This window comes from Streptomyces sp. NPDC005931, from assembly GCF_042871235.1.
In the GTDB taxonomy this organism is placed as follows: Bacteria; Actinomycetota; Actinomycetes; order Streptomycetales; family Streptomycetaceae; genus Streptomyces.
On the sequence record NZ_JBIAIG010000018.1, the window covers coordinates 23,273 to 48,315 of the forward strand.

Consider the following 25,043-nt stretch of genomic DNA (forward strand, 5'->3'; position numbering starts at 1 on the left):
GACGGGAACGGCCCCGTCGGTGTCGTTCCGGCGGCTCAGCCACGCCCTCTCTGGTCAAAATACTCGTAACGGTCGGCTCCACACGACGCGAGCCCTGACGTCCTACCGAACATAGGCGTTGAAGCTGGCGTCTTGGGTGCCCGTGGGGGTCTCGCGCCCGTCGTCAAGGACGGCAGCACTGTCCACACCTTCCTGCGCGGGAGCCTTGGCTGGTTCACGCCACTTCCCAGGCTTCTGCCTCAAGGCGCTCCCTTCCCGCCTTAAGGACGCCACGGGAGACGCTGCCGTATAAGCAGGCGCGTTTAAAGCATATGTTCGTCTTCATGACACCACTAGCGTGAGCGCCAGGCGAGGCGCTGCCCGCCGTTCCATCACCTTGTCAGGGGAAGTATTCATGGCGCAGACCATCACGCTGGGCGATGTGACCATCACTCGAATCGTCGAGTGGGAGGGTGACATTGCTCCCGCGCTCGACGTGGTGCCCGACAGCACGCCGGAGCTGTGGGAAGAGAACCGGTCCTGGCTGGCACCCGACTTCTGGGACCCCGAGACCGGTCTGTACCGCGCCCACATGCAGACCTGGGTGGTGCGCAGCGAGGGCAAGACCGTCCTCGTCGACACGGGCGCCGGCAACGACAAGGAGCGCCCCTACCTCCCGATCCTCAGCAGGCTCAACACCGGATTCCTCGACGACCTCGCCCAGGCAGGGGTGCGTCCGGAGGACGTGGACTACGTCATCAACACGCACGTCCACGCCGACCACGTCGGTTGGAACACCGTACTGGCCGACCGGGAATGGGTGCCGACCTTCCCCAACGCCAAGTACCTGATCAACAAGACCGACTTCGACTTCTGGAACCCGATCAACGGCACCGACCGCAAGGCCGTCGCCTTCGGTCTGCCCGCCCATCTGGGAAACCAGAACATGTTCGAGGACAGCGTCGCGCCGGTCCACCAGGCCGGCCAGGCGGTGCTCTGGGAGGACAGCTACGTCATCGACGCGAACCTGCGCCTGGACATGGCGTCCGGCCACACGCCCGGCTCGGGGATCGTCACGCTGCGGTCGGGCACCGACTCGGCGGTCTTCGTCGGCGACGTGATGCACAGCCCGGTACAGATCCTCGACTCGGACCTGCACACCTGCTTCGACGAAGAGCCGAAGGAGGCCAGCGCCACCCGGCGCCGCGTCCTGGAGTGGGCGGCCGACCACAACGCCCTGATCCTGCCTGCCCACTTTCCCGGTTCCGGCGCCGCCGAGGTGCAGCGCACGGGCAGCCGCTTCGAGATCAAGGAATGGGCTGCCTTCAGTCCGGAGGCGAATGCGGCCGTCTGAGCGGCTGCTGCCCCTCCGGGGAACTGGGGCCGGTGTCCTGGCCTGATCACCCGGCGGTCTGTTCGGTGCCGGTCAGTTGCAGTTCGTCGCGTCGGCCCTTGCGGTAACCCCCCGGCGCCTGACCGAATTGGCGTTTGAAGGCGTTGGCGAAGGCGAACTGTGACGAATAGCCCACGCGCGATGCGATGACGGCGAGAGGTGCCTCGCTCTCGCGCAGCATGCGGGCCGCCGTGGCCAGCCGCCACCACGTCAGGTAAGCCAGAGGCGGTTGCCCCACCATTGAGGTGAACCGGCGGGCGAAGGCCGCGCGCGAAAGCCCCGCCTGGGCGCCGAGTTCCTGGACCGTCCAGGGTCTGGCGGGGTCCTGGTGCATGCTGTGCAGCACGGTGGCGATTCCCGTGTCGGCCAGCGCGACCGGCCAGCCCCAACCTCCCGGCCGGTCGGCACTGTCCTCGGTGTAAGCGCGCATGATGTAGATCAGAAGAAGGTCGAGCAGGGCGGTGAGAGCGGCGCTGCTCCCGGGACGGGCCTGTTCCAGATCCGCGCCGAGGAGGTCGACTGCGCTGCGCAGCCCAGGCCGGCTGCCCACCGTGGCCGGCAGGTGCACGATGTCGGGCATCTCGGCCAGGAGCGGATGGGTACGGTCCTGGTCGAGCTGGTAGGCGCCGCACAGCAGGTCCACCGACACGCCGTCCGTTCGCCCGAGTGGCACCACCTCGGCATCGGCCCGTGGCGAAACCTCCAGCGGAGCGTGGTCAGCCCGGGGGATACCGGCGTAGGGCAGGTCCGGGGAGTAGGCCAGGGCATGCTCCGTCCCCCGGGGGAGCAGTACGACATCCCCCGTGCCGAGCGCGATGGGCCCTCCCTCGTGCGGAATCAACCAGCATCCGCCCCGCAGGACGACATGGAAGCCGGCGCCGGGAAAGGGGCCGTGCCGCTCACTCCACGGGCCGCACTTGCGCTCCCGAGCGGTCAGCGGCCGCCCGGTGCGCATCAAAGTGATCACATCGCTCAGCACGTCCATGGACGTATACCACCTCCGCGACAGTCGAGACGCCTGAGTATAGAGGCACGCTTCCCAAGCATGGATCGTCCAACGTTCCGAGCTCTACGGTCAGACGGAAGCGGCCATTCGACTGGTTCCGGTCCGTGACATCGATACATCGAGGGAGACGACAACCCCATGCGCCACCACGCACAGGTCACCACAGCGCAGGGCACGGTCTGCGGCGTGCAGCACGACCGCGTCCATGTCTTCCGGGGCATTCCCTACGCAGCGCCGCTCACCGGGGCCTCGAGGTTCGCAGCTCCTGAGCCGCCCCGATCGTGGAGCGGTGTGCGCAAGGCGGCCGTCGGCCCCACCGCACCGACGCCGCCGGGCAGCCGCGTCAACGGGCTGGACCTGACCGCCCTTACCGGCGATGCATGGATCGAGGGAGCGGAGTACTTGACCCTGAACGTCTGGACACCCGAACCGGCCGCCGCAGGCCTGCCAGTGATGCTGTTCGTCCACGGCGGCGGCTTCCTGGCCGGGACCGGGCAGGCGCCCCTGTACGACGGCATGAGCTTCGCGCGCAACGGTGTCGTCCTCGCGACGTGCAACTACCGGCTGGGCGCTCCCGGTTGGCTCCATCTGCCTGGCCAGCCGGACAACCGCGGGACGCTGGATGTCATCGCCGCACTGTCCTGGATCCAGGACAACATCGGCGCCTTTGGCGGCGATCCCGGCAACGTGACCGTCTTCGGCCAGTCCGCCGGGGCCACGCTCATCGCCACGGTCCTGGCCCATCGGAGTGCACCCACCCTGCTGCGCCGCGCGATCAGCCAGAGCGGTAACGCCATGGGCGCCCTCACCCCCGAGCAGGCAACCCGGGTCACCCACGCCGTCGCCCGCCACCTGGGGGTGCGTCCCACGATCGAGGACTTCGCCGACATCCCCGACGTCCGTCTTGTCTCCGCCCTCACCGGCATCGCCGGCCTCGACCTGACGACCGAGGAGCAACCGGACCCGTTGCTGGGACTGACTCCTCTCGCACCCGTTCTGACAGCCGGAACGCTGGAGCAGCAGCCCGCCGAAGCAGTGGCCTCCGGAACCGCCGCCGACATCGACCTGCTGGTCGGCACCAACACCGACGAGGCCGCCCTGTACCTTGCGCCCACCGGTGCACTGGCCGTCACCAGCGAACAGGACCTGCTTGCGCTCGCCGCCCGCATCCACCCCGAACCGCACAGCCTGCTGCACGCCTACCGGTCGCAGCACCCGCAGGCCTCCACGGCGCAACTGCGCATGGCGATCATGACGGACCACCTGTTCGCCTCCGGCAGCCGGCGCCTGGCCCACGCCCACTCCCAGCACTCGGGCTCCCGTACCTACCGCTACGAGTTCTCCTGGCGGTCGGCCGCCTTCGACGGAAGCCTCGGAGCCTGCCACTGCATTGAACTGCCCTTCGTCTTCAACCGCGCGGACCTGCCCTCCCTGTCGGGCCCTCAGGCACTGCTCGGCCCCGACCCAGCCCCCCTGGAGGAGGCTGCGGGCGTGCACGCCGCATGGGTGCGCTTCGCCTCCACCGGCGATCTCGACGACCACGACAGCGACGGCTCCACGCACGCGCTGCGCATCGAGCCGCTGACAGCCACGGCAGTCGCCCCCGTCGCCCCCTGGCAGCCGTACCGGCGGCGCACCCACGCCGGTGCGCGGTGACGTCCGCGCTCCGTCGGTCCCCGCGCCGCCTGAAACCGGCTCGCAAGCCAACCCGCGCAGGACTGTGGCGTTTTTCCGGCGTCGAGGTTGCCCGGTGTGGTCAGGGCCCTGCGCTGCCTCCGTCAGCAGTCACCGGCACGGCCCTTGCGGCTGAGCTCGTTGGCACGGTCGATCTCGGCCATGTGCTGCTCGGCCCATTCCCGGATCATGGCGAGCGGGACCTCGAGCGACAGGCCCAGTTCGGTGAGCCCGTAGTGCACGCGAGGCGGCACCGTCGGCTCCACCCGGCGGGCGACGAGGCCGTCTCGGGCAAGGCTCTGCAGCGTCGCGGACAGCATCTTGTGCGAGATGCCGGGCATCCGGCGCTGGAGATCCCCGAAGCGCACTTCCCCCGGAAACGCCTCGGCCAATACCTTGACCGCCATCGACGTCCACTTCGTACCGATACGGTCCAGAAGCCGACGCGTCGGGCACTGTGGATCGAACAGGTCGCCACGGGTGCTCCTCGCTCTGCGGTAGGTCACCTGGAGCTCACCACCTTTGGGGAAAGTGCGGTCTTGGAGCCACGACTCTAGTCTCCTACGGTTCCCTCGTAACTAATCGTTACTGCTCCGGGAGATCCGCGTGTCCGTCACCGAAAACATGCCCTCCGCCCGTCATCCCGCCGACGTCGAACTACGCCGTGTCGCAACCAACGGTGTGGAGCTCAACGTGGCAACAGCCGGCAAGGGTCCGGCCGTTCTGTTGCTGCACGGATTCCCGCACACTTGGCAGCTCTGGACCCACGTGATGGACGAGCTTGCCGGGCGCCACCGGGTGATCGCACCGGACCTTCGAGGGCTCGGCGCCAGTTCACGGGCGGCGGACGGTTACGACGCCGGCCACCTCGCCGCCGACGTCGAAGGCCTTCTGAGTGCGCTCGGGGAGACGTCCACTGCGGTGGTCGGCATCGACGCGGGCACGCCGCCCGCCTTCCTGCTCGCCATGCGACGGCCCAGCCTCGTCCGACGACTAGTGGTCATGGAGTCGTTGCTGGGCAGACTCCCCGGCGCCGAAGAATTCCTTGAGGGCGGGGCGCCGTGGTGGTTCGAATTCCATGCCGAGCCTGGCCTCGCCGAGTCGGTACTGACCGGACACGAGGCGCAGTACATCGGCTGGTTCCTCACCTCCGGCACGTCAGGCCGCAGCATGCGCCCCGACATCCGCGAGGCCTTCGTTCGGGCATACACCGGAAGCGAAGCCCTGCGCTGCGCCTTCTCCTATTACCGCGCCCTGCCAACCAGCGCACAGCAGATCCAGGACGCCGTCCGCTCCGGGCGGCTCACGGTGCCCACGATGGCGGTCGGTGCCCATCCCGTCGGCACCGCACTCGAACGGCAGCTGCGACCTGTCGCCGATGACCTCGTCGGCCACGTCATCGAGGACTGCGGCCACATCATCCCCCTCGACCGTCCCGAGGCACTGCTCGCTCTGCTCAGGCCGTTCCTCGCCGCGGATCTGCCCGCGTGACCGGAGCGGGAGGGAAGCCGAATGCCGTCGCGGTCCGAGAACCACCGCCGACCGCGGTGACGACCACGACAAGTTCCGGCGACTGCTCCGGCGCCGAGGCATCCGCCCCGTCATGCCACCTCGGTCAGGGTGCCACCGAGCTGCAGCCGCTGCCGCCGGACTGAGCCGCGCAGTTCCTCAGGCGGCCTGGTGAGCCTGCGTCTGAGTGAGCGCGGACAGGTACGACTGCACGCCTATGGCCATGGTGGGGACGTGTTCGCGCATCAGCCGCTGGAAGTGTGGCGCGGTGGGGCGGCGGTGGTCGACCTGGAACTCGCCGGCCAAGGAGAACCAGGTGACCGGGACGGCGCCTGCCTGGACCATGCGCTGCACAGCGACAGCGTGGGTCTCGACCGTGACACTGGCCGAGGCATCGACGACCACGTACACCTCGTAGTCCTCGCGCAGTGCGCCGAGCACGGTCTGGAGCACGCAGCCTTCGGTCGACACTCCCGCGATGGCGAGCTTGCGCCGTCCGGTGTCCCGGACGGCTCGGGCAAAGCCCTCGTCGAGGAAGCCGTTGAAGTTGCCGGCCCGCTCGATCACCGGGTGATCACCGAGGACCTCCTGGAGTTGCGTGTACAGCGGCCCCGACGGCTTGTCGGGCAGACCATTGGTCACGACCAGGCCGCTCTCGTACCAGAGGGCGGTCTTTGCCAGCCCTACGACGTTGCTGACGTGCTGGGCGGTGTCGTGCGAACGCAAGACGTTGGCGAAGCCGACGGCATGGTCCACCAGGACGATCGTCGTGTTCAACGGGGTCAGCGGTTCGAGCGTCACGGTGCCCTCCGAAATCACTAATGACCAGTTGGTCATTAGTGACAATAGCATTCCTAATGACCAGGCGTACACTTACGTGCGTGCCCAGCGAGACCAGAAAGAAGCGCAGGCGCGACCCGGAGGCCAGCCGGGCCGCGATCCTCGAAGCCGCCCGCGCGGCCTTCGCCGAACGCGGCTACGCTCGCGCGACCATCCGGGACATCGCCCAGCGCGCCGGCATCACCCACGGCCTCGTCATGCGGCACTTCGCGTCGAAGGAGCAGCTCTTCGTGGCGGCGATGCCTGGAGCTCAGGACCTGAGTGACGTGGTGCCAGGCACCCCGGAGACCCTCCCCGAACGCATCGCCCAGGCCTTCGTCGACCGCATGGAACGCGCCGACGGCAACGACCCGTTCATCGCCGTCCTGCGCAGCGCAGCCTCCGACGAGCAGACCGCGACCAGCCTCTATCTCGCGATGCGCCAGCGGAGCACTGACTTCTACCGCACGATCGTCACAGGAGACGACGCCGAGGAACGCATCGACCTCCTCGGCGCCCACCTGATCGGCATCACGTTCAGCCGCTACGTCATCAAGCACGGCCCCCTGGCCGAGATGAGCCCCGCAGCCCTCGTGCGCCACCTGACGCGGTCACTGCGCGCCATCCTCCTCACCGAATCCTGAAGTACGCCCATTCGGGACGCGCGGCTGAACGGGGCGCTGGGCATGATCCGCCCACCCACAGAACGGGTGGCTGCCGCGCACGGACCACTGGCCCCTGGCGCCCGTGCATGGCCGACGCCGTCCCCTGCCGCCCCGGCCGACCAGGGCTACGGCACGGGGCCGAGGCTGCCCTCCAGGGTGGTGCGGGTGATCAGGGGGGGTTCCAGCGGGCGAGGATCTCGTTGGCGAGGTCCGCGACCGCCAGGGGCCGACGTCGTTGCGCACCTCGATGCCGGCGGCCAGCAGGCTGTGCGGGACAGCGTCGGCGTCCAGGAGCACGCGCCAGTCCTGCGGGCAGAGCTCCAGGAACTCCAGGCCGGTGAGCCGGGAGATCTCCAACGGGTCGGCGACCCCGACCCCCTGGTCCGCAGCACCGCCGACCACTCGCTCCGGCGCAGGTCCCAGAAGTCGAACTCGGGGAGCCCGGTGACATCGCGCCGTGTACGGGGACCGTCCCTGCAGGGCGAGTCTTCGATCGATCCAAAAGTCGGCGAAACCGTCCCGTGCCCAGGCGAAATCCCTAGCATCTGACAATGCGCACAACTCCTACGCTGCTGCGGGCCTTTCGTCCTTCTGTCCAAGAGCGTCTCTACGACTTCTACGACGAACTGCGAAGTGCCGACGAACTCTTCTTCGACCGCCATCTGGACGCCTGGATCGCGACCTCGCACGCGCTGGTCGGCAGCGCCGCGGCCGATCCGAGGCTGTCGTCGGTGCGCTACCCTGACATCGGTTCCGTCTGCGAGGAACTGCGACCGCTGGTGAGAGTCCTGAGCCGGCAGATGCTCTACAGCGACGCTCCCGACCACACCCGGCTGCGCTCCCTGATCGGCAAGTCGTTCACAGCCCGGGCGGTGGCGTCGCTGCGCCCCCGGATCGAGGAAGCAGTCGACCGGCTCCTCCTGCAGGCCGCGCCCACCGGCCGGATGGACGTCATGGCAGACCTGGCCCGCCCTCTGCCTCTCACCGTGATCTGCGACCTGATCGGCGTGCCTGAGCAGGACCGCCCCGCCCTCGCCGCGTGGTCGGCCCCGATCGCCGAGGCCATCGGCAACTCCCGCCTCGACGCCGACGCCCATCGCACGGCCTCGCAGAGCATGGCGTCCACACTCGACTACCTCCGCACCCTCCTCACACACCAGGACACCTCCACTCCGCACACCCTGGGCCAACTGCTGACCGCACAGGCGCAGCACACCGACCAGGACCTCGACGAGCTCCTCGCCAACTGCGCCCTGCTCCTCATCGCAGGCCATGAGACCACCACCCACTTCATCGGCAACTCGACCCTCGCTCTGCTGCGCCACCCGCACGCCGCCGACCGGTTGCGCACGCGCCCCGACCTGATGCCCGCCGCCGTCGAGGAACTTCTGCGCTACGACGCCCCCGTGCATCTGCTGCTCCGACGGGCACGCCATGACCTCGAGCTGGCGGGACGCACCATCGCTGCGGGGCAGACCGTGCTCCTTGTGTGCGGCGCCGCCAACCGCGACCCCGCCGCCTTTCCGGACCCTCACGTACTGGATCTCGAACGGTCCGGCACACGGCACATCGCGTTCGGACACGGCCCTCACTTCTGCCTCGGCGCGGCGCTGGCCCGGCTCGAAGGTGAGGTCGCTCTCGGCGCACTGCTCACCCGGTTCCCCGACCTGCGCCTCGACGGCCCGGAACCGCAGTGGCAGCGCAGTCTCAACTTCCGTGGCCTCACGCGCCTGGACGTCAGCTTCACCCCGGCAGGTGGATGAGCGCAGCACCGGCCGCACGACCGGCCCGCCGAGGCGCCTGCGCACGTCCCGTGACCACGCGGCGCAATCCAGCAGCCGTCCCGCCGGGACCCAGCTGCCCCTGCCGTCCGCCGCAGCGCTGGGTTGTCCAGCCTCTGCCTCCCTCCGGCGTGCCTGGAGGCGCAGCGGCCCACGTGCAGCCTTCGGCGGCGGTGCGCCGGTCGGCGGGAGGGGCACCACACCAATGATCACCGGAGTCACCAGGGGACCGCAGCATGACCGGCGCCCACGGAGGCCCTCAGCGGGTCGGCTGCCGTCGACCATGCAGCACGGGGTGTCACGCGCTCGTTCCACGTGTGCGCGGTGCTCTCCAACTCGCTTTTTCAGCGCGGCGTGTTCGTCATCTTCCGTCAGCAGCGAGGCTTCTACGCCGGGCAGGTGGCCCTGCTGCAGACACTGCTCTACCTGGTGAGCGGGCTCGCTGAGGTCGCGACGGGAGTCATCGCCGACCGGATCGACAGGCGTGCGAGCATCGTGATCGGCCAGGGCTGGAACTAGCTGGTCGTCGTTCTGCCGCTTCCCATGATTGTCGTGCGCATGAACGCAAAGGAGGTACAAAATCAACATGATCGGGCCCAAACGGGCAAAAAGTGGGCTAAAGTGGGCGTCGATCGGAAGTCCCGAGGCCAGGAGAACCAGCATGTTCGATGGAGCGACCGCCACTCCCGGTCCCGCCCCCCGCGCCAACGCCGCTTTGGCTGCCGACTGCGAGGAATGCAATGGTTGGGGAACCGTGATCACCCGGGGTCGCCACATACTCTGCCGCGTATGTCAGTCCGACGCTGACCGAAAAGACCGTGCCGGTGAGGACGACGGATAACGTTCCGTCGTCCCCCCGGCTGGTGCCCGGATCAGGCGATCGGATACGAGGCGGTGACCGTGATGATCTCCGACTCGGTAGCCCCCAAGCGGGCCTGCGCAGCGGATCTCTGCCGTCAGCGAGGCAATCGACGGCCACCTCAGCGAGCTCCCGATAGACGAGCAGCTCGGTGACCGGCTTGCCATGTCCGGAGGACGAGCAGGATGTCGACAATTTCCGCCCTGGGAGCCCAGGCCAGGCACATGTGCCCTTGACGCTGATGCGTAGCAGCCATGGCCAGAGCTGCACTCGCACATGCCGCAGGCTGTCTGAAAGGAGCAGGTGGGCGCCGACGCTCATCGCCTGGCGCAGTAGCTGGGACGTTGATGATCTGGATCAAGGCCCCACCAGAATGACCCGATGATCACGACTCGATATGCCCCCAGGTGACGCGCTGAGGTGCCGGACGCCAAGGGCGGGCAGGAGTTGAGTCAACGGTCAACCAGCCGTGGACGCGGGGCCTCACCCGTGGATTCCGCGTCGGTGTCGTCGGTGCCGACCGGGCCACGGGGAAGCATCCAGTCCAGCCACTTCGGCAGCCACCAGTTGGACCGGCCGAGGAGTGTCATGGTCGCCGGTACCAGCATCATGCGTACGACCGTGGCGTCGATGAAGATCGCGGTGGCCAGGCCGAGCCCGAACATTTTGGTGGAGGGGTCCTCGGAGACGGCGAAGGACAGGAAGACCGCCACCATGATGAGGGCGGCCGAGGTGATGATCCGGGCGGTGCGCGAGACGCCCTCAACAATCGCCGTGCCGTTGTCGCCGGTGCGCAGGTACTCCTCGCGTACGCGGGAGAGGAGGAACACCTCGTAGTCCATCGACAGGCCGAACAGGATGGCGAAGAGGAACATCGGGATGAACGACACGATCGGAACCGTCGCTTCCAGCCCGATGAGTGCGCCTCCCCAGCCCCACTGGAAGACCGCGACCATGATGCCGTAGGCCGCGCCGATGCTCAGCAGATTCAACAGGACCGCCTTGAGCGGTACGAGTATCGAGCGGAAGACCAGCATCAGCAGCAGGAACGACATCGCCAGCACGGCGGCGACGAACACCGGCAGGCGTTGGCTGGTGCGTTGGCCCACATCGGACAGGCTCGCGGCGGCGCCGCCGACGTGGGCCCTGGCCGGGCCGTGCCCGATCGCCGTGGGCAGCACGTCGGTGCGCAGCCGGGCGATGGTGTCGGCCGTGGCCTTGTCCTGAGGGCTGGTGGTCGGGAACACCACGAGGGTCGCGATGCCGGTGGCCCGATCGATGTGCGTCGGCGCGACGGATGCGATGCCCGGATCCGCCGCGACCGCCCCGACGAGCCGGTCCAGCACTCCCGGATCACCGGTGGGCTCCGCGGCGATGACGAGGGGACCGTTGGTGCCCGGGCCGAACCCCTCGGCGACGAGGTCGTAGGCTCGGCGCTCGGTACGGCTGTGGGGCAGTGAGCCGTCGTCGGGCAGGCCGACGCGCAGGCCGAGCACGGGCAGCGTCGCCGTCAGCAGCAGCCCCGCCGCGCCGACCGCGTACGGCACCGGGTGCCGGCTGACGTGCCCGATCCAGCGACGCCACCCGGCGGCGTGGGCGGCGCCTGCCGCCGGATCCCGCCGCCGTGCGAGTCGGCCCAGCTTCCTGGTCTGCAGAGCCCGGCCGATCCGGCCGACCCGGGCCAGGCGCGGGCCCGCCGCGCCGAGGAAGGCCGGCAGCAGCGTCACCGACGCGAGCACCATCGTCAGGACGACGATCGAGACGGCAACCCCGCCCACCGTCATGAACGGCACGTTCGCGACCGCCAGGCCGAGGATCGACACGACGACGGTGCCGCCGGCGAAGACCACCGGCCGCCCCGCCGTTGCCACCGCTCGTCCGGCTGCCGCCTGCGGATCGAGCCCGCACCCTAGGTACTCCCGGTGCCTGGCGAGCACGAACAGCGCGTAGTCGATTCCCACTCCGAGCCCGACCATGCTGCCCAGGACCGGTGCGAAGGTGGGGACCTCTGTCACCCCCGCCAGTACCGTCATCGTGGCGACCCCGACGGTCAGCCCGAAGACCGCCATGCCGATCGGCAGCGCGGCGGCGACGAGCGAGCCGAACGCCAGGAACAGGATCGCGGCCGCGGCGAGGAGGCCGATCAGCTCGCTCGCGCCGCCGTCGGGGTCGGAGAAGACGTAGAAGAGGTTCCCGCCCATCTCGATGCGCAGCGGCAGCTCCGCGCGCAGCCGGTCGCCGAGATCGACGAGGGCGTCGAGGTCTTCGGCCGACAGCCGGCTCTGGTCGGGGTACTGCACCCGGACGACCGCGATCCGCCCGTCGGCCGAAACGAGGCCGTCGCGCACGGCGGTGTCCCCGCCCCCGTCGAGCGCCCCCGCCGGGTCGCTCGTGCCGAGCACGTGCGGCAGCCGCTTCACCTCGGCCCGCAGCCGCGTGAGAGCGGTGCGCGCGCCGTCGTCGTCGAAGAACGTCGCACCGTCGTCGAGGGGGGTGACGACCACTTGGGCGGTCATCCCCTCCTGGCCGGTGCCTGCCCGCTCGATCAGTTCCGCGGCCTGTTGGGAGTCCAGTCCCGGAGCGGTCATCGAGTCCGCGGTCCGCCCGCCGAAGGCGACGGCGGCGAGGACGGCGAGCGTGGTGGTGATCAGCCATGCCGCGGTCACCCGCCAGGGATGGCGGGCGGCGCTTGCGCCCAGGCGCAACAGGGCTTTCGAGAGCATCGGGTCCTCCAACCATCTCGTCGGCCGTCCTTGTACGGCCGCCGATGCCGAGGCTGGTCGCCACGGCGCTCCGCGGCATCGGCCCGCGGGTCGCGGATCCATCGGCCCCGGGGCGGAGTGACGACCCGTCCTTTCGGCTGATGCGCGGCACACCGCGGTCCCTAGGCTGAGAACCATGCTCCGAGACGACTTGCGAACCCTGTGGACCGAACCCCGGCCGCCCGACGCGCCCGCCCGGGTGCGGCGGGACTGGGCGCTGCTCGCCGCGGGCCTTGCCGGTGTGGCGCTGGAGGCCACCCTGCGCGAGAACGTCGTGTGGCGGCCGGTGGCGGTGGTGTTCGCCGTATGGCTGTGCCTGCTCCCCCTGTGGCGCCGGATCCGCCCGCTGACGACGGTGACGCTGGCGTTCGGCTCGGTGATCCTGCTTCAGGTGGCCTCGCTCGTCGCCGAACCGCGCGAGCCCGTCGGCCTGTACACCGGCGCGGTCGTGCTCGTGCTGGTGTACGCGCTGCCCCGGTGGGGATCGGGACGCGAGATCGTGCTGGGCGGCGCGGTGATCCTCGCGGCCGGCGCGCTGTGTTCCGTCACGGACGAGACCCCGGTCGTCGAAAATGTCGTGGGCTTCGTCTTCCTGCTGATGCCCGGCGTGGTCGGGGCCGCCGTGCGGTTCCGGGTGACCGCTCGCGAGCGGCAGTTGGAGCAGGTGCGCTCCCGCGAGCGCGAGCAGCTCGCCCGGGAACTGCACGACACGGTGGCCCACCACGTGTCGGCCATGGTGATCATCGCCCAGGCGGGCCGGGTGCTCGCGGGCACCGACCCGTCCGCCGCCGCCGAGGCGCTGGAGGGGGTCGAGGAGGAAGGGGCGCGCACGCTGGAGGAAATGCGTGCCATGGTCGCCGCGCTGCGCGACCGCGGGGTCGGCGCCGAGCTGGCGCCCCCTGCCGGAGTCGCGGATCTGGAGCGCCTGGTGCGCACCCCGGGTGGTCGCCTCAGGGTCGACCTGGGGCTCGACGGCGAACTTGGCGCGCTGCCCCCGGCCGTGGACGCGGCCGTCTACCGGATCGTGCAGGAGTCGGTGACCAACGCGCTGCGCCATGCGGTCGACGCGACCGAGCTCGTCGTTCGGGTCGCCGCGGAACGGCACACGGTACGGGTGAGCGTGCGCGACAACGGCCGGCGCACCGGGCGGGGTCGCGACGGATACGGACTTACCGGACTGCGCGAGCGCGCGACTCTGCTCGGCGGCACACTACGAGCCGGCCCGGGTACCGACCGGGGCTGGCATGTCGCAGCCGAACTGCCGAGAGCGAGGAGCGAGAGCGGTGTCCATTCGCGTCCTCGTCGCTGACGACCAGACGATCATCCGCACCGGGTTGCGGATCATGCTGAACGCCCAGCCCGCCATCGAGGTGGTCGGCGAGGCCGCCGACGGGCGGGAAGCCGTACGTCTGGCCCGCGAACTACGCCCCGACGTCTGCCTGTTCGACATCCGCATGCCCGTACTCGACGGGCTCGAGGCCACCCGGCTGGTCGCCGGCCCGGGCGTCGCCGACCCGCTGGCCGTGGTCGTCATCACCACGTTCGACCTCGACGAGTACGTCTACGGCTCACTGCGTGCCGGCGCCCGCGGATTCCTCCTCAAGGACACGGGACCGGACCTTCTGGCGCAGGCCGTACGGTCGGCGTCCGACGGTGAGGCGCTCATCGCGCCCAGCGTCACCGTCCGCCTGCTCCAGGCATTCGCGGACCTGCCCGCCGGCCGGCCCGCGGCCCAGCCGGTCTCACCCGTCACCGCCCGCGAGGAGCAGGTGCTCCTCGCCGTCGCCCGCGGGCTGACCAACACCGAGATCGCCGACGCGCTGCACATCAGCCTCAGCACGGTGAAGACGCATCTGGCCAGCCTGATGGCCAAACTCGGCGCCCGCAACCGGGTCGAGATCGCGATGTGGGCCTACGAAACGCGCCGTATCCTCCCCGGAACCTGAGCCGGGTGCCGGGCTGTCCCATGAGTCCCCGCCCGGACATCAGTGCACCGGTCGGCTCACGTCGGCTCCACGTGCCTCACTTGCCCCAGAGCGAGACGTACCAGGAGGCCGAAACCGGGACGGAGCCGAGCGGCGTGGCGCCCAGCAGGACTCCGACTCCGGGGCAGGTCCCGGGTCCACCGGTTCGGGTTCGGGCTCCGGCTCGTCGTCTGGCTCCGACTCCGACGAGACCGTCGTCGGGGGCATCAAACAAGGGCAAGGGTGTCAACGGAACCTGGTTCGGCAACGCCTCCTGGGCGCCGGGCGGGTACACGGTCTCCGACATGAAGGACGTCGAGCAGCAGTTCCTCATCGCTGAGGACACCGAGATCCGGGGCTACGGTGACATCTGCGGTGACACGAACACGGGTGAAGGCCGTCAAGGCGGCACCGAGTGCACCGAGGCCGAACTGGAGGCGGCCGCCACGAAGGGCTTCAGCGCCGAGGTCGTGATCAGCAACGGCATCGCGACCACCATTCGCGACGACCACTGAGCCGCACCCCCATGGCGAGCCGGTGGATGGCGCCTGTGCCTTGATGGGCCCCACCGTCTCGGGGGTGACCCGGACGCGGGCCGACCGGCTACGCGGTGCCGGAGAGGACAGCGCCTCTTGAGTTGAGCACTTGCTGACCTATGCTCCCGAGCTGTGAGCCGGGCACCGCTCGGAGCGCTTTCGGGACGTTCCGTGAGGCTGTGACGGCTGGGTCCAGGTCCGTACCGGCGGTCGTCAGCCCGTGAGAGTGTGGATGGTCCCTCCGGCCGGGGCTGCTCCGGCGGATGGTGGCTCGTGCACTGCCTGTGGTCTGGTGAGGGCTGCGGCCTGGCCGAAGCAGCGGTGGGCCTCTCCGTCACGCCCGAGTGCTCGCAAGGCCTTGCCGCACACGGTGAGCAGCAGTGCTCGGCGCTCATCCGACTGTTGGTGCGGGGCGAGCGCAAGTCCTCGTCGGCACCTGGACAGGGCTTCGTCGGGGCGGCCGACGGCGAGGAGGTGGCTCGCCAGGTGATACAGGGCCAGGGTCTCCGTGTGCGGATGGGCCAGGGAGCGGGCCATCTGTGCTGCCTCCTCGCGCCGGATCCCGGCGCCGGCCAGGTCCCCGGTGCGTTCCAGTGCGGCGGCCCAGTTGATCAAAGCGATCACCCGCCCCCGTTGGTCTCCGGCCCGGACGGCCAGGTCAGGTGCGCGTCGGAGGTGTTCCAGCGCCGCGGTGTGGTTCCCGTTCTCGGTGAGGACCCATCCCAGCAACGAGCACAACCGCGACTCGGCGTCGATATCGCCGAGTGTGGCGGCTGCGGCGAGGCCGAGTTCGAGAGTTGGCTCCCAGCCCTCGTGGACCTGCCGCACGATCAGCGGCCACATCTGCACGGCGATGCGCCAGGCCAGCTCCGGATGCCCGGCATCGGACGCCGCGGCCACCGCGGCGGTGAGGTTCGGACGCTCCGTGACGTACCACGCCATCGCTGCAGCGCGGTCGGCGAATGCCGGGGGCGGACCGGGCGGGGACGTCTCCGAGGGCAGGGCGCAACACGGCTGGCTGCCGGGTTCGGCCGTCACCGCTGCGGCCTGGGCGGCCGCCAGGTAGTGCACCAGAAGCCGCTTCAGGCCCGTCGCGTCGGCCTGCGACACCAGGGAACGTGCGTAGAGCCGCACCAAGTCGTGCATCATGTAACGGCCGCTCGCTCGTTCCTCGACGAGGTGGGCCGCGGCGAGTTCGTCCAGGGCGGCGCTCGCGGCGGCGGGCGGCAGGCTGCTGAGTGCCGCCGCGGCGGCACCGTCGAGCTCCGAGCCGACGTGCAGGGCCAGTTGGCGAAAGAGCAACGCCCCGGCCGGAGGCAGTTGCTGTGCGCTGAGTCGCAGTGTCGCTTCGACGCCGAGGTCCTCGGTCGACAGCAGGGCGAGCCGCTGGTGTTCGTCGACCAGGTCGTCGGCCATTGCGCGCACTGTGAGCCGGGGCCGTGCCACGAGCCGGGCGGCGGCCAGCCGCAGCGCCAGGGGCAGGCCGTCGCAGAGTGCGGCCAACTTCTCGGCGGCGGCGGGTTCGGCGGCCACGCGCAGGTCGCCGATGACGCTCCGCAGGACGCGTACTCCGTCCGGTGGCGCGAGCCGCTCCAGTGGCAGCAACCGGGCGCAGTCGGTGGCTACCAGTCCCTCGAGCCGGTTGCGGCTGGTCACCAGCACCGTGCACCCGGGCGAGCCGGGTAGGAGAGGGCGTACCTGCGCCGAGTCGCGGGCGTTGTCGAGCAGGACCAGAGCGCGGCGGCCGACAACCAACGAGCGGTAGAGGTTGCCCGCGGCGTGTCCGTTCCGCGGCAGGCGTTCCTCGAGTACGCCGAGGGAGAGGAGGAGGTCGTGCAGTGCGCCGGCGTGCTGGGAGCCTCCGGTGCTGTCCGGCTCCATCGCGTGCAGGTCGACGTAGAGGATGCCGTCGGGGAAGTCGTCGACGTGAGCGTAGGCCCAGTGCACCGCCAGGGAGGTCTTGCCGACCCCGGCCGGGCCGGTCACGACGGTCAACGTCGAGTGGCCCGCTCGCACCATTCCGGTGAGGCGGGCGAGGTCGTCCGTGCGGCCCACGAACCCGGCCGGGGCGCGTGGCAGGAGGCAGGGACTCGGCAGCGGGGTGTCTGCGGCGGTGATCGGGCGTGCGGCGGTCCGAGGCCCGGGCACGGACGGTGTGGGTACGGTCGGTCTGGGCTCGTCGAGGGGGCGTCGGTGTCGTGGCCGGGAATGGAGAACGGCGAGATACGCCTGGGAGAGCGCGGATCCGGGGTCGACACCCAACTCCTGGGCGAGCAGCCGCCGGGTGCGGCGGTAGAGCGTGATGGCGTCAGACTGGCGGTCTGCTGCGTGCAGCGAACGGATCATGGCCGCGACCAGGGATTCGCGCAGCGGGTGGCTCTCGACTGCGGCTCCCAGTAGGGCGAGGGCTTCCGCGCTTTCGCCGCATGCGTGCAGGGCATCGGCGAACCGCTCCAGAGCGACGAGGCGTTCTTCCGCCAGCCGGTCGGCGGCCGCGGACAGGAGGGGTGTGTCGCCGACTCCGCCGAGCGCCAGGCCCCGCCACAGGCCCAGGGCCTCCCTCAGCAGCACAACCCGCCGATCCACTGAAGCCGCCACGGCACGCCGCACCAGTTCTTGAAAGCGCCACACGTCCGCCGCGTCCGGCGCTGCGCGCAGCGCGTAGCCCCCGACGCCGGTGACGAGATCGGCTTCGGGGGCCGCGCGCATCAGCCCGCGAAGAGCGGAGACATGGCCGTAGACGACCGTCCGGGCGTGCGTGGGTGGCCGGGTGTCCCACAGAGCGTCGATGATCCGTCCAGCGCTGACGGGTGTGCCGTCGGCGAGCAGGAGCAGCGCCAGCACGGCTCGGCGCTTGGGAGGGCCGAGCGGTACCTCCCCGTCACCCGCGAAAGCCGAAACCGGCCCGAGGAGCCGGAATTCCATCAGTGATGCCTCCTTGACCGGATTGTCCTGGTGGATATTCCGGAAGGTTAGACGAGCCCGCTCACACCCAATGGGGCGGAGTGCGGAAATTGGACATTCGATGCTCCAAGTCCGGCTGGAAATCGCCCTCATATCCGATCCGTCATTGTGATCCCCGCCACCGGTTGCGGGGAGCCGACAGGGAATACCCTAGCGATTTTCCGGGGCTACGGGAGCTGATGAAGTGTACGAAATTCAAGTATGCGCTCATGGAGCGATTCCTTGTCCGCAGGCCGCCGCCGAGCGCTTGGCCCGCGGCCGAGGACACGACGTCTGCAGAGACCTCACGACGAACTAGCGGCCGGACGTCCTCCCCCTCATGATCCGCGTTACATCACTGTTAGGCCCTCCCGGCAGGCTCTTCCCGAAAAGCCAGAACGAGGAACAGGAGGCGCAATGTCGGACAGCGAAGGATCTCGTCGGGGCACGGTGCACTGGGCCCTTGCGGCGCGCGGCGCCACTACGGCGACCGCCTTGGCCGCCTTGGCCACCGTGGCAGTGTTGACCTCGGGCGGCAGTTCGTCCGCCGCGACAGGTCACGACACCGCGCGCGAATCGACGCCGTCGGTGCAGTCGGCCCGCAGTACCCGGGTGCACGTCGTCAACGGGACAACCACGACGATGTACCGCAACTACTCGTCGCTGTCGCACGGAGTCTGGGACGACGCGACGCCACCCGAGGTCATCGACGGCGGAACCGAGGTCGTCTGGGGGTCCCACTCCTCCGGCGTGATGACGGGGACGGAGGGTGACGCTCTTTACTCCATCGGAAACGCCGGTGAGCTCTCCATCCACTGGAACAACCCCTACGTGGGCAGCAACACCTACAGCTGCACGGCGCCCGCCGGTTACACCTGCACGCGGTCCGGCGGCAGCGGCAACAACGCCGAAGTCTGGTTCACCATCAGCGGAAGTGGCCGCACCGCCGCTCCGCACCGTGGGGAGCGGGCCGCGGCCGCGGCCCGCAGCACGCACGTCACGCTGCAAAATCGTACGCCCAACGAAATGGTTCGGACGTCATCGAGTCTGACGCACGGCACGTGGAGCGAGAACCTGCTCCCGCCGGACCGCGTGTACCCGATGTCCAACGCGATCTGGCAGTCGGAGTCGAACGGCTTCATGACGGGCACGGAAGGACAGGCGGTGTACAACATGTTCAATGTCGGCACCGTCGGCATTTCCTGGAACAACCCCTACGTGGGCGACAACACATACTCCTGCTCGGTTCCCCCCGGATACACCTGTCGGCAGGACGGCGGCCGTGGTGACAATGCCGCCGTCACCTTCACCGTGATGAAGCGGTGACGGTTCGTTCCTGTCGCCGGCCCGTCGATCGCCTCAATTCCCCACAGCGTCTCCTGTCGCACAGGAGAGAAGGGACGATGATGTCTCGATACACCGTGGCACTCGCATGCGCTGCCGCCCTGACCGTCCTCATGGCGGGCTCGGCCGCTGCGGCCCCCGACGACACGGAGCAAGCGGGCCCCGCGCGCACGGCCGTTACCGCGCAGGCGGGCAACACGTATGTACTGGCTCCTCAGGACAAGCCCGATCTGTGGCTCGGTGACGCCGACTACTACGGGACGGTGGTCTGCAGGGCCAGCCGGCTGTGGTACGGAGGCGGGCGCGACGACGCCATATGGCGAATGAGCAGCAACAGCGACGGCTCCGTATCACTGCTGAACATGGACGCCGAGCAGTACGGGCAGAGTCTGAGGGCCGCAGGCGACGCCATCCTCGTCTCGCAGGGTTATGGCGACGCCTTCCACTGGTACACGGTGGCCGGCCCTTCGGGGAGCGTCGCGCTGCGGAACAAGGTGACGGGCCGTTACCTGGCGGCCACGGCCGCCGGCGTGGTCGTGTCGGCCGCCCAGGCCTATTGGTGGTACATGGTCAACACGCTTCCCTAGCCTCCATCGGCGGTGAGGTGTTCCGGCCGCGTCGGCGGGATCCCCTGCGGAGGCGGCCGGTTCACTTCGGGCCGGGGCAGGACTGAGCGGACCTCAGTCGCTCACGGTCGGCGCCGGCCGGGCAAGCCGGCTGTCAAAAGGATTCTGGGGCTCGGACTTCCCCAGCCGGCGTTCCGAGGACGTGGCACCGAACATGAAGCCCACCTCGCCGAGGAGAGTTGGTCGCCGAGTGAGCACTTGGCCCCCGAAGCAGATGGCCGACAGCAGCCGAAGTCGACCGGCGCCCCTGGTTCCCCAAGCGAGATCACGGCCCGCCCCGGCGACGTGGTGCTCGCCGAAAGGAGTCAGCAGCACGGACGGAATGTCCTTGGCGGTGGGGCTGTCGGTGGTCGTCGTGGTGGCGTCGGGAGATCCTCGCCGCGCCCGAGAGCTACGGCGATCGCGGCAGCCGAGGCGGCTTCCGCACGGAGGGTTAAAAGACCGTCATGTACTGCTCGCCCTTGACGATGAGCCGAACGGCGTCGAGGTCGGCATCCTGGCCGGTGATGGGAGCAAGCTTCTGCTGGAACCTCACACCCCGTCGAAGCCCTGACGACGCCCGGCCCACGGGCTCACCCGCCACGCACACGCCTCTCCAGGCCCGGCGCGACAACCCTGCCCTGTGAGCGCAGCGGCCTCTGCTCAGTGACGTAGCACCGGATAGCGCACGAACAGGACTGCTTCGACATCACCGGAGGGTGCTCCGTACACGTGGGGGACGTCGGCGACCCACTCGGTCTGCCCGCCGGCGTGCACCAGGAGTGGAGATGAGGCCGGACCCACCCGTGCGGCGCCGGTCAGGACGACGATGCGTTCCTCGGTGCCCGGGGCGTGCGCGGCCGATTCCTGGAACGTGTCGGCCCGGATCCGTATCCGGAACACCTCCGTGACGGCGTGGGCGTCTTCGACCTTGTCCGTCAGGACCGCGTCCACGGCGTCACCCGAGATCCTGGCCGGATCGGCGGCGCTCAGGACGCCGCTCAGAGGGACTCCGAGAGCGCGGGTGAGCGCGTACAGGGTCTCCAGAGTCGGGTTGCGCCGACCGCTCTCCAGCTCGGACAACGTGCCTTTGCCGATCGCGGAGCGTCGCGCCAACTCTGAGAGGGACACTCCCCGGTCCCTTCGGAGCTCCCTCAAACGGTGCCCTACCTGGTCCGCCAGCCCCACGACTCTTCTCCGATCCTCGTTCGGCGTTGACTGTGGCCACGCCCACGACCTAACGTTTCACGAACATGGCGTTCTGTATATGGAACGCACTGGTGATGCTCTAGGAGTGATATGACCTCCCCCCGCAGTGCTCCCCTGCCCGCCCGCAGCCAAGAGGTGGCCCGTTGCCTCGCCGAAGCCGGAGTGCCGGGACAGGTGCGCGAACTGGCGGAGTCCACGCGTACCGCGGCCGAGGCCGCCGCCGCCCTCGGCTGCGAGATCGGCGCGATCGCCAACAGCCTCGTCTTTCTCTCCAATGCCGAGCCGGTCCTGGTGCTGACCAGCGGCCGCCACAAGGTCGACACGGCCGCGCTCGCGGCGCGCTGGGGGCGCGGCCCGCTCCTGCGGGCCACGGCGGACCAGGTCCGCGAAGCCACCGGGCAGGCCATCGGCGGCGTCGCCCCCGTCGGTCACCCCCGGCGGCTTCCCACAGTGGTCGATGAAGCACTCACCGAATACTCCGAGATCTGGGCGGCGGCGGGCACCCCCCGGACCGTTTTCCCGACGACCGCCGCTGAACTGCTGCGCCTGACCGATGGAACCCTTCTTGCTGTCACTTCGTAACCGCTCGCAGGAGGCCCCGCCCGGCGAGCGCTCGCGCGCGAGCGCTCACGCGTTACGTCGGGCCGCGCCGCCTTCCGCGGTCTCCGCCGGTCTGATCGCGGTACTGGTCGGAGTCGCCAGCTCCGCCGCGATCGTCTTCACCGCCGCGCAGACGGCGGGGGCGGGTCCGAAGGAGACCACTTCATGGATGCTGGCCCTCGGCGTCGGCATGGGGGTCACCTGCATCGGGCTGTCGCTGCGCTACAGAGCGCCGGTGGTCACGGCCTGGTCCACCCCCGGCGCCGCACTCCTGGTGGCCGGGCTCGACGGGGTGACAATGCCTCAGGCGGTCGGCGCCTTCCTCGTCTCGGCCGGGCTGATCCTGCTCAGCGGGCTGACGGGCTGGTTCGAGCGGGTCATGGACCGGATACCGGTCCCCCTGGCGGCGGGACTACTGGCCGGGATCCTCGTACAGTTCGGCACCGGGCTGTTCGCCCGGATGGACGGCGATTTCGTCGTCGTCTTCTCCATGTTCGCGGTCTATCTGGCGGGCCGACGGTTCGCGCCCCGATACACGATCGTCGGAGCGCTCGCCGTGGGCGTCGCCGTCGCCGCCGCGCAAGGCTCGCTGCGTCCCGCAGGGATCCGCTTCGACATCGCCGAACCGGTCTTCACCGCGCCGGTGTTCTCCTGGCAAGTGATCATCAGTGTCGCGCTGCCACTGTTCGTCGTGACGATGGCCTCGCAGAATCTGCCGGGCGTGGCGGTACTGCGGGGCGACGGCTACGGCCGGGTGCCGGTCTCGCCGCTGATCGGCTGGACGGGTGCCACCAACGTGCTCCTGGCGCCCTTCGGTTGTTTCGGGCTGAACCTCGCGGCCATCACGGCCGCCATCTGCACCGGGCGCGAGGCACACGACGACCCCGACCGGCGCTATCTGGCCGGTGTCTGGGCCGGCGTGTTCTACCTCTTGGTGGGCGTGTTCGGCGGCGCCGTGAGCTCGCTGCTGACCGCGCTGCCCACCGCCCTCGTCCTGGGCATAGCCGGACTCGGGCTGCTCGGCGCCATAGGCAACTCGCTGTCCTCCGCGCTGGCCGACGAGGGGGCGCGGGAGGCTGCCGTCATCACCTTCCTGGCCACGGCGTCGGGAGTGACCCTGCTCGGCATCGGCTCCGCGTTCTGGGGCGTGCTGGCCGGGGCGCTGACTTGGGCGGTGATGCGCGGCCACCTGCCGCGCAGGCCGCCCGAACAGCCTGCCGGCCCGCCCGTCGTCCCCGTCGCCGGTTCCACCGTCGACTCGGACACCCTGACTCCGCGTCTCAGCATGGGAGATGACACGCAAAAGGCCGGTCCCCCGGAGAAACGCACTTGTAGGGTGCATTGACATGCGCGACGTACACCACACTCGCCTCCCCCTTATCTGCCGCGCCGAGGGCCTCTAGGGCTCGACCTCCTCGGCGCGGGAGTTCGGCCATGCGCCACACAGTCGGCCCGCCGCCGCGACGAATCCACAGGGGAACTGTCCCGATGAATGCCACACCTTCCGTCCAGCCGACACCCGCGTTCCCGATCCAGACCGCTTCGGGGATGCCGTACGGGCGGTACCAGCCTTTCCGGGCGGTCGATCTGCCCGACCGCACCTGGCCCGGCAAGACCGTCACCAAGGCGCCCCAGTGGTGCGCCGTCGATCTGCGTGACGGCAACCAGGCCCTGATCGACCCGATGGGCGCCGACCGCAAGCTGCTCATGTTCGAACTGCTGGTCTCCATGGGCTACAAGGAGATCGAGGTCGGCTTCCCGTCGGCCAGCCAGACGGACTTCGACTTCATCCGCCGGCTCATCGAAGAGGACCGGATTCCCGACGACGTCGCGATCCAGGTGCTGGTGCCCTCCCGCGGCGCCCTCATCGAGCGCACCTTCGAGGCGGTACGCGGCGCCGACCACGCCATCATCCACCTCTACAACTCCACCTCCACGCTCCAGCGGCGCGTGGTGTTCGGCATGGACCGCGACGAGATCACCGGACTGGCGGTGACCGGCGCACGCCTGTGCGCCGACCTCGCCGAGCGGATGACGGACACCGGGATCGGTTTCCAGTACTCACCGGAGTCCTACACCGGCACCGAGCTCGACTACGCCGCCGAGATCTGCAACGCGGTCATCGACGTCTGGCAGCCGGCGGCCGACCGCAAGGTCATCGTGAACCTGCCGGCCACCGTCGAGATGGCCATGCCCAACGTGTACGCCGACTCCATCGAGTGGATGCACCGCCACCTGGACCGGCGTGAGGCGGTCGTCCTGTCCGTCCACCCGCACAACGACCGTGGCACGGCCGTGGCGGCCGCCGAGCTGGGCTACCTGGCCGGCGCCGACCGCATCGAGGGCTGCCTGTTCGGCAACGGCGAGCGGACCGGCAACGTATGCCTGGTGACCTTGGGCCTGAACCTGTTCTCCCAGGGCATCGACCCGATGATCGACTTCTCCGACATCGACGAGATCCGCCGCACGGTCGAGTTCTGCAACCAGCTGCCGGTGCACCCGCGCCACCCGTACGGCGGCGACATGGTCTACACGGCGTTCTCCGGTTCGCACCAGGACGCCATCAAGAAGGGCCTGGAGGCGCTGGAGCGCTCGGCGGCCGCCGCGGACACCCCGGTGGACGCCTTCGACTGGGCCGTACCGTACCTGCCGATCGACCCCAAGGACGTGGGCCGGACATACGAGGCGGTCATCCGGGTCAACTCGCAGTCCGGCAAGGGCGGCATCGCTCACATCATGAAGAGCGAGCACAAGCTGAACCTGCCGCGCGGGCTGCAGATCGAGTTCTCGCAGGTGGTTCAGAACCGTACGGACGCCCAGGGCGGCGAGGTCTCCCCTGCGGAGATGTGGGCGGCCTTCGTCGAGGAGTACCTGCCTGTCGACGCTCCCGAGGCGGGCGCCGTGGGCCGGGGCGGCGAGGTCACGCCATGGGGCCGGATCGCTCTGCTGTCGCACCAGTCCGCCACCGTCATCGACGACAAGAACTCCTTCTCGGTGGAGGTGCTGTTCGACGGTGAGAAGCGGACGCTGGACGGCGTCGGCAACGGCCCCATCGACGCCTTCGTGTCGGCCCTCGCCGAGCTGGGGATCGACGTACGGGTCGGGGACTACCAGGAGCACGCGATGTCCACGGGCGGTGACGCCCGCGCCGCCGCCTACGTGGAGGCCACCGTCGACGGGCGCACCTTCTGGGGCGTGGGCCTCGACTCCAGCATCGTCACGGCTTCCCTCAAGGCGGTCGTCTCGGCGGTCAACCGAAGCCTGCGCGCACGGTCCTGACCCGCTGCCGCAGGAAGGCCGGCAGGCCTGACTTGGCGGCGCCCCATGCACAGAGCGGGGCTGTCCCTCCGGGACGGCCCCGTGCCATGCCCCCCTCCGGAGAGGGAGAGGACACA

The 25,043-nt window shown here is 69.7% G+C and carries 20 protein-coding genes; 14 read left to right on the top strand and 6 right to left on the bottom strand.

The window, feature by feature from the left end:
- Positions 1-394: 394 nt before the first annotated feature.
- Positions 395-1,333, top strand: a complete 939-nt coding sequence (locus ACFYOV_RS29705) for an MBL fold metallo-hydrolase (protein WP_389092850.1) — start codon at positions 395-397, stop codon at positions 1,331-1,333.
- A gap of 46 nt (positions 1,334-1,379) precedes the next feature.
- Here ACFYOV_RS29705 and ACFYOV_RS29710 read toward each other — a convergent pair whose 3' ends face one another.
- Positions 1,380-2,357, bottom strand: coding sequence for an AraC family transcriptional regulator (locus ACFYOV_RS29710; protein WP_389092853.1), 978 nt, complete (start codon positions 2,355-2,357; stop codon positions 1,380-1,382).
- A gap of 159 nt (positions 2,358-2,516) precedes the next feature.
- On the opposite strand from ACFYOV_RS29710, the gene ACFYOV_RS29715 reads away from it, so the two are divergent.
- Positions 2,517-4,034, top strand: coding sequence for a carboxylesterase/lipase family protein (locus tag ACFYOV_RS29715; RefSeq protein ID WP_389092856.1), 1,518 nt, complete (start codon positions 2,517-2,519; stop codon positions 4,032-4,034).
- 122 nt (positions 4,035-4,156) lie between these two features.
- Here the strand turns inward: ACFYOV_RS29715 and ACFYOV_RS29720 are convergent, their stop codons facing one another.
- Positions 4,157-4,558 (bottom strand): winged helix-turn-helix transcriptional regulator, encoded by a 402-nt coding sequence (locus tag ACFYOV_RS29720; RefSeq protein ID WP_389092857.1) that lies wholly within the window; start codon positions 4,556-4,558, stop codon positions 4,157-4,159.
- Positions 4,559-4,676: 118 nt separating this feature from the next.
- Between ACFYOV_RS29720 and ACFYOV_RS29725 the strand changes: the two genes are divergently transcribed.
- Complete coding sequence (locus ACFYOV_RS29725; protein WP_389093028.1) at positions 4,677-5,543, top strand: alpha/beta fold hydrolase; 867 nt, start codon at positions 4,677-4,679, stop codon at positions 5,541-5,543.
- 177 nt (positions 5,544-5,720) lie between these two features.
- Here ACFYOV_RS29725 and ACFYOV_RS29730 read toward each other — a convergent pair whose 3' ends face one another.
- Positions 5,721-6,362 (bottom strand): isochorismatase family protein, encoded by a 642-nt coding sequence (locus ACFYOV_RS29730; RefSeq protein WP_389092860.1) that lies wholly within the window; start codon positions 6,360-6,362, stop codon positions 5,721-5,723.
- A gap of 80 nt (positions 6,363-6,442) precedes the next feature.
- Between ACFYOV_RS29730 and ACFYOV_RS29735 the strand changes: the two genes are divergently transcribed.
- The 3 genes from ACFYOV_RS29735 (at position 6,443) to ACFYOV_RS29745 (ending at position 9,345) form a co-directional block, all read left to right on the top strand.
- Positions 6,443-7,024 carry a TetR family transcriptional regulator gene (locus tag ACFYOV_RS29735; RefSeq protein WP_389092862.1) on the top strand — a complete coding sequence of 194 codons (582 nt, stop codon included), beginning with the start codon at positions 6,443-6,445 and terminating at the stop codon, positions 7,022-7,024.
- Positions 7,025-7,596: 572 nt separating this feature from the next.
- The gene (locus ACFYOV_RS29740) at positions 7,597-8,808 is read left to right on the top strand and encodes a cytochrome P450 (protein ID WP_389092865.1); all 1,212 of its coding nucleotides are present in this window, start codon (positions 7,597-7,599) and stop codon (positions 8,806-8,808) included.
- A 372-nt stretch (positions 8,809-9,180) separates the two neighbouring features.
- Positions 9,181-9,345 (top strand): hypothetical protein, encoded by a 165-nt coding sequence (locus ACFYOV_RS29745; protein WP_389092867.1) that lies wholly within the window; start codon positions 9,181-9,183, stop codon positions 9,343-9,345.
- A 792-nt stretch (positions 9,346-10,137) separates the two neighbouring features.
- On the opposite strand, the gene ACFYOV_RS29750 is transcribed toward ACFYOV_RS29745, so the two are convergent.
- Positions 10,138-12,408, bottom strand: a complete 2,271-nt coding sequence (locus ACFYOV_RS29750) for an MMPL family transporter (protein WP_389092870.1) — start codon at positions 12,406-12,408, stop codon at positions 10,138-10,140.
- Positions 12,409-12,583: 175 nt separating this feature from the next.
- Between ACFYOV_RS29750 and ACFYOV_RS29755 the strand changes: the two genes are divergently transcribed.
- From ACFYOV_RS29755 to ACFYOV_RS29765, 3 genes are all read left to right on the top strand, one after another.
- On the top strand, positions 12,584-13,756 hold the full coding sequence (locus tag ACFYOV_RS29755) for a sensor histidine kinase (RefSeq protein WP_389092872.1): 1,173 nt from the start codon (positions 12,584-12,586) through the stop codon (positions 13,754-13,756).
- A complete protein-coding gene (locus ACFYOV_RS29760; protein WP_389092875.1) occupies positions 13,731-14,393 on the top strand; it encodes a response regulator in 663 nt (220 codons plus the stop codon). Before ACFYOV_RS29755 ends, ACFYOV_RS29760 begins: the two co-directional genes overlap by 26 nt.
- A 323-nt stretch (positions 14,394-14,716) precedes the next feature.
- Complete coding sequence (locus ACFYOV_RS29765) at positions 14,717-14,926, top strand: hypothetical protein (protein ID WP_389092876.1); 210 nt, start codon at positions 14,717-14,719, stop codon at positions 14,924-14,926.
- A 234-nt stretch (positions 14,927-15,160) separates the two neighbouring features.
- Here the strand turns inward: ACFYOV_RS29765 and ACFYOV_RS29770 are convergent, their stop codons facing one another.
- Positions 15,161-17,872: a BTAD domain-containing putative transcriptional regulator gene (locus ACFYOV_RS29770; RefSeq protein WP_389092878.1), complete on the bottom strand. Its 2,712-nt coding sequence runs from the start codon at positions 17,870-17,872 to the stop codon at positions 15,161-15,163.
- Between the two features lie 531 nt (positions 17,873-18,403).
- Between ACFYOV_RS29770 and ACFYOV_RS29775 the strand changes: the two genes are divergently transcribed.
- Both ACFYOV_RS29775 and ACFYOV_RS29780 read left to right on the top strand, forming a co-directional pair.
- Positions 18,404-19,216, top strand: a complete 813-nt coding sequence (locus ACFYOV_RS29775; protein WP_389092880.1) for a Crystal protein ET79 — start codon at positions 18,404-18,406, stop codon at positions 19,214-19,216.
- A 77-nt stretch (positions 19,217-19,293) separates the two neighbouring features.
- Positions 19,294-19,821, top strand: coding sequence for a hypothetical protein (locus tag ACFYOV_RS29780; protein WP_389092882.1), 528 nt, complete (start codon positions 19,294-19,296; stop codon positions 19,819-19,821).
- Positions 19,822-20,502: 681 nt separating this feature from the next.
- On the opposite strand, the gene ACFYOV_RS29785 is transcribed toward ACFYOV_RS29780, so the two are convergent.
- Entirely contained in the window at positions 20,503-21,027 is a 525-nt protein-coding gene (locus ACFYOV_RS29785) for a helix-turn-helix domain-containing protein (protein WP_389092883.1), read from the bottom strand.
- 111 nt (positions 21,028-21,138) lie between these two features.
- On the opposite strand from ACFYOV_RS29785, the gene ACFYOV_RS29790 reads away from it, so the two are divergent.
- From ACFYOV_RS29790 to leuA, 3 genes are all read left to right on the top strand, one after another.
- Positions 21,139-21,630, top strand: coding sequence for a YbaK/EbsC family protein (locus ACFYOV_RS29790; RefSeq protein WP_389092886.1), 492 nt, complete (start codon positions 21,139-21,141; stop codon positions 21,628-21,630).
- Complete coding sequence (locus ACFYOV_RS29795) at positions 21,614-22,993, top strand: benzoate/H(+) symporter BenE family transporter (RefSeq protein ID WP_389092888.1); 1,380 nt, start codon at positions 21,614-21,616, stop codon at positions 22,991-22,993. Before ACFYOV_RS29790 ends, ACFYOV_RS29795 begins: the two co-directional genes overlap by 17 nt.
- A 143-nt stretch (positions 22,994-23,136) precedes the next feature.
- The gene (gene leuA / locus ACFYOV_RS29800) at positions 23,137-24,927 is read left to right on the top strand and encodes a 2-isopropylmalate synthase (protein ID WP_389092891.1); all 1,791 of its coding nucleotides are present in this window, start codon (positions 23,137-23,139) and stop codon (positions 24,925-24,927) included.
- Positions 24,928-25,043: the final 116 nt, after the last annotated feature.

What these genes read in the sequence shown, in the direction of transcription:
- ACFYOV_RS29750 (WP_389092870.1), bottom strand. Translation starts at nt 12,408, where the DNA reads ATGCTCTCGAAAGCCCTGTTGCGCCTGGGCGCAAGCGCCGCCCGCCAT.
- ACFYOV_RS29705 (WP_389092850.1), top strand. Translation starts at nt 395, where the DNA reads ATGGCGCAGACCATCACGCTGGGCGATGTGACCATCACTCGAATCGTC.
- ACFYOV_RS29715 (WP_389092856.1), top strand. Translation starts at nt 2,517, where the DNA reads ATGCGCCACCACGCACAGGTCACCACAGCGCAGGGCACGGTCTGCGGC.
- ACFYOV_RS29755 (WP_389092872.1), top strand. Translation starts at nt 12,584, where the DNA reads ATGCTCCGAGACGACTTGCGAACCCTGTGGACCGAACCCCGGCCGCCC.
- ACFYOV_RS29770 (WP_389092878.1), bottom strand. Translation starts at nt 17,872, where the DNA reads ATGGAATTCCGGCTCCTCGGGCCGGTTTCGGCTTTCGCGGGTGACGGG.
- ACFYOV_RS29765 (WP_389092876.1), top strand. Translation starts at nt 14,717, where the DNA reads ATGAAGGACGTCGAGCAGCAGTTCCTCATCGCTGAGGACACCGAGATC.
- ACFYOV_RS29740 (WP_389092865.1), top strand. Translation starts at nt 7,597, where the DNA reads ATGCGCACAACTCCTACGCTGCTGCGGGCCTTTCGTCCTTCTGTCCAA.
- ACFYOV_RS29725 (WP_389093028.1), top strand. Translation starts at nt 4,677, where the DNA reads ATGCCCTCCGCCCGTCATCCCGCCGACGTCGAACTACGCCGTGTCGCA.
- ACFYOV_RS29710 (WP_389092853.1), bottom strand. Translation starts at nt 2,357, where the DNA reads ATGGACGTGCTGAGCGATGTGATCACTTTGATGCGCACCGGGCGGCCG.
- ACFYOV_RS29780 (WP_389092882.1), top strand. Translation starts at nt 19,294, where the DNA reads ATGATGTCTCGATACACCGTGGCACTCGCATGCGCTGCCGCCCTGACC.
- ACFYOV_RS29790 (WP_389092886.1), top strand. Translation starts at nt 21,139, where the DNA reads ATGACCTCCCCCCGCAGTGCTCCCCTGCCCGCCCGCAGCCAAGAGGTG.
- leuA (WP_389092891.1), top strand. Translation starts at nt 23,137, where the DNA reads ATGAATGCCACACCTTCCGTCCAGCCGACACCCGCGTTCCCGATCCAG.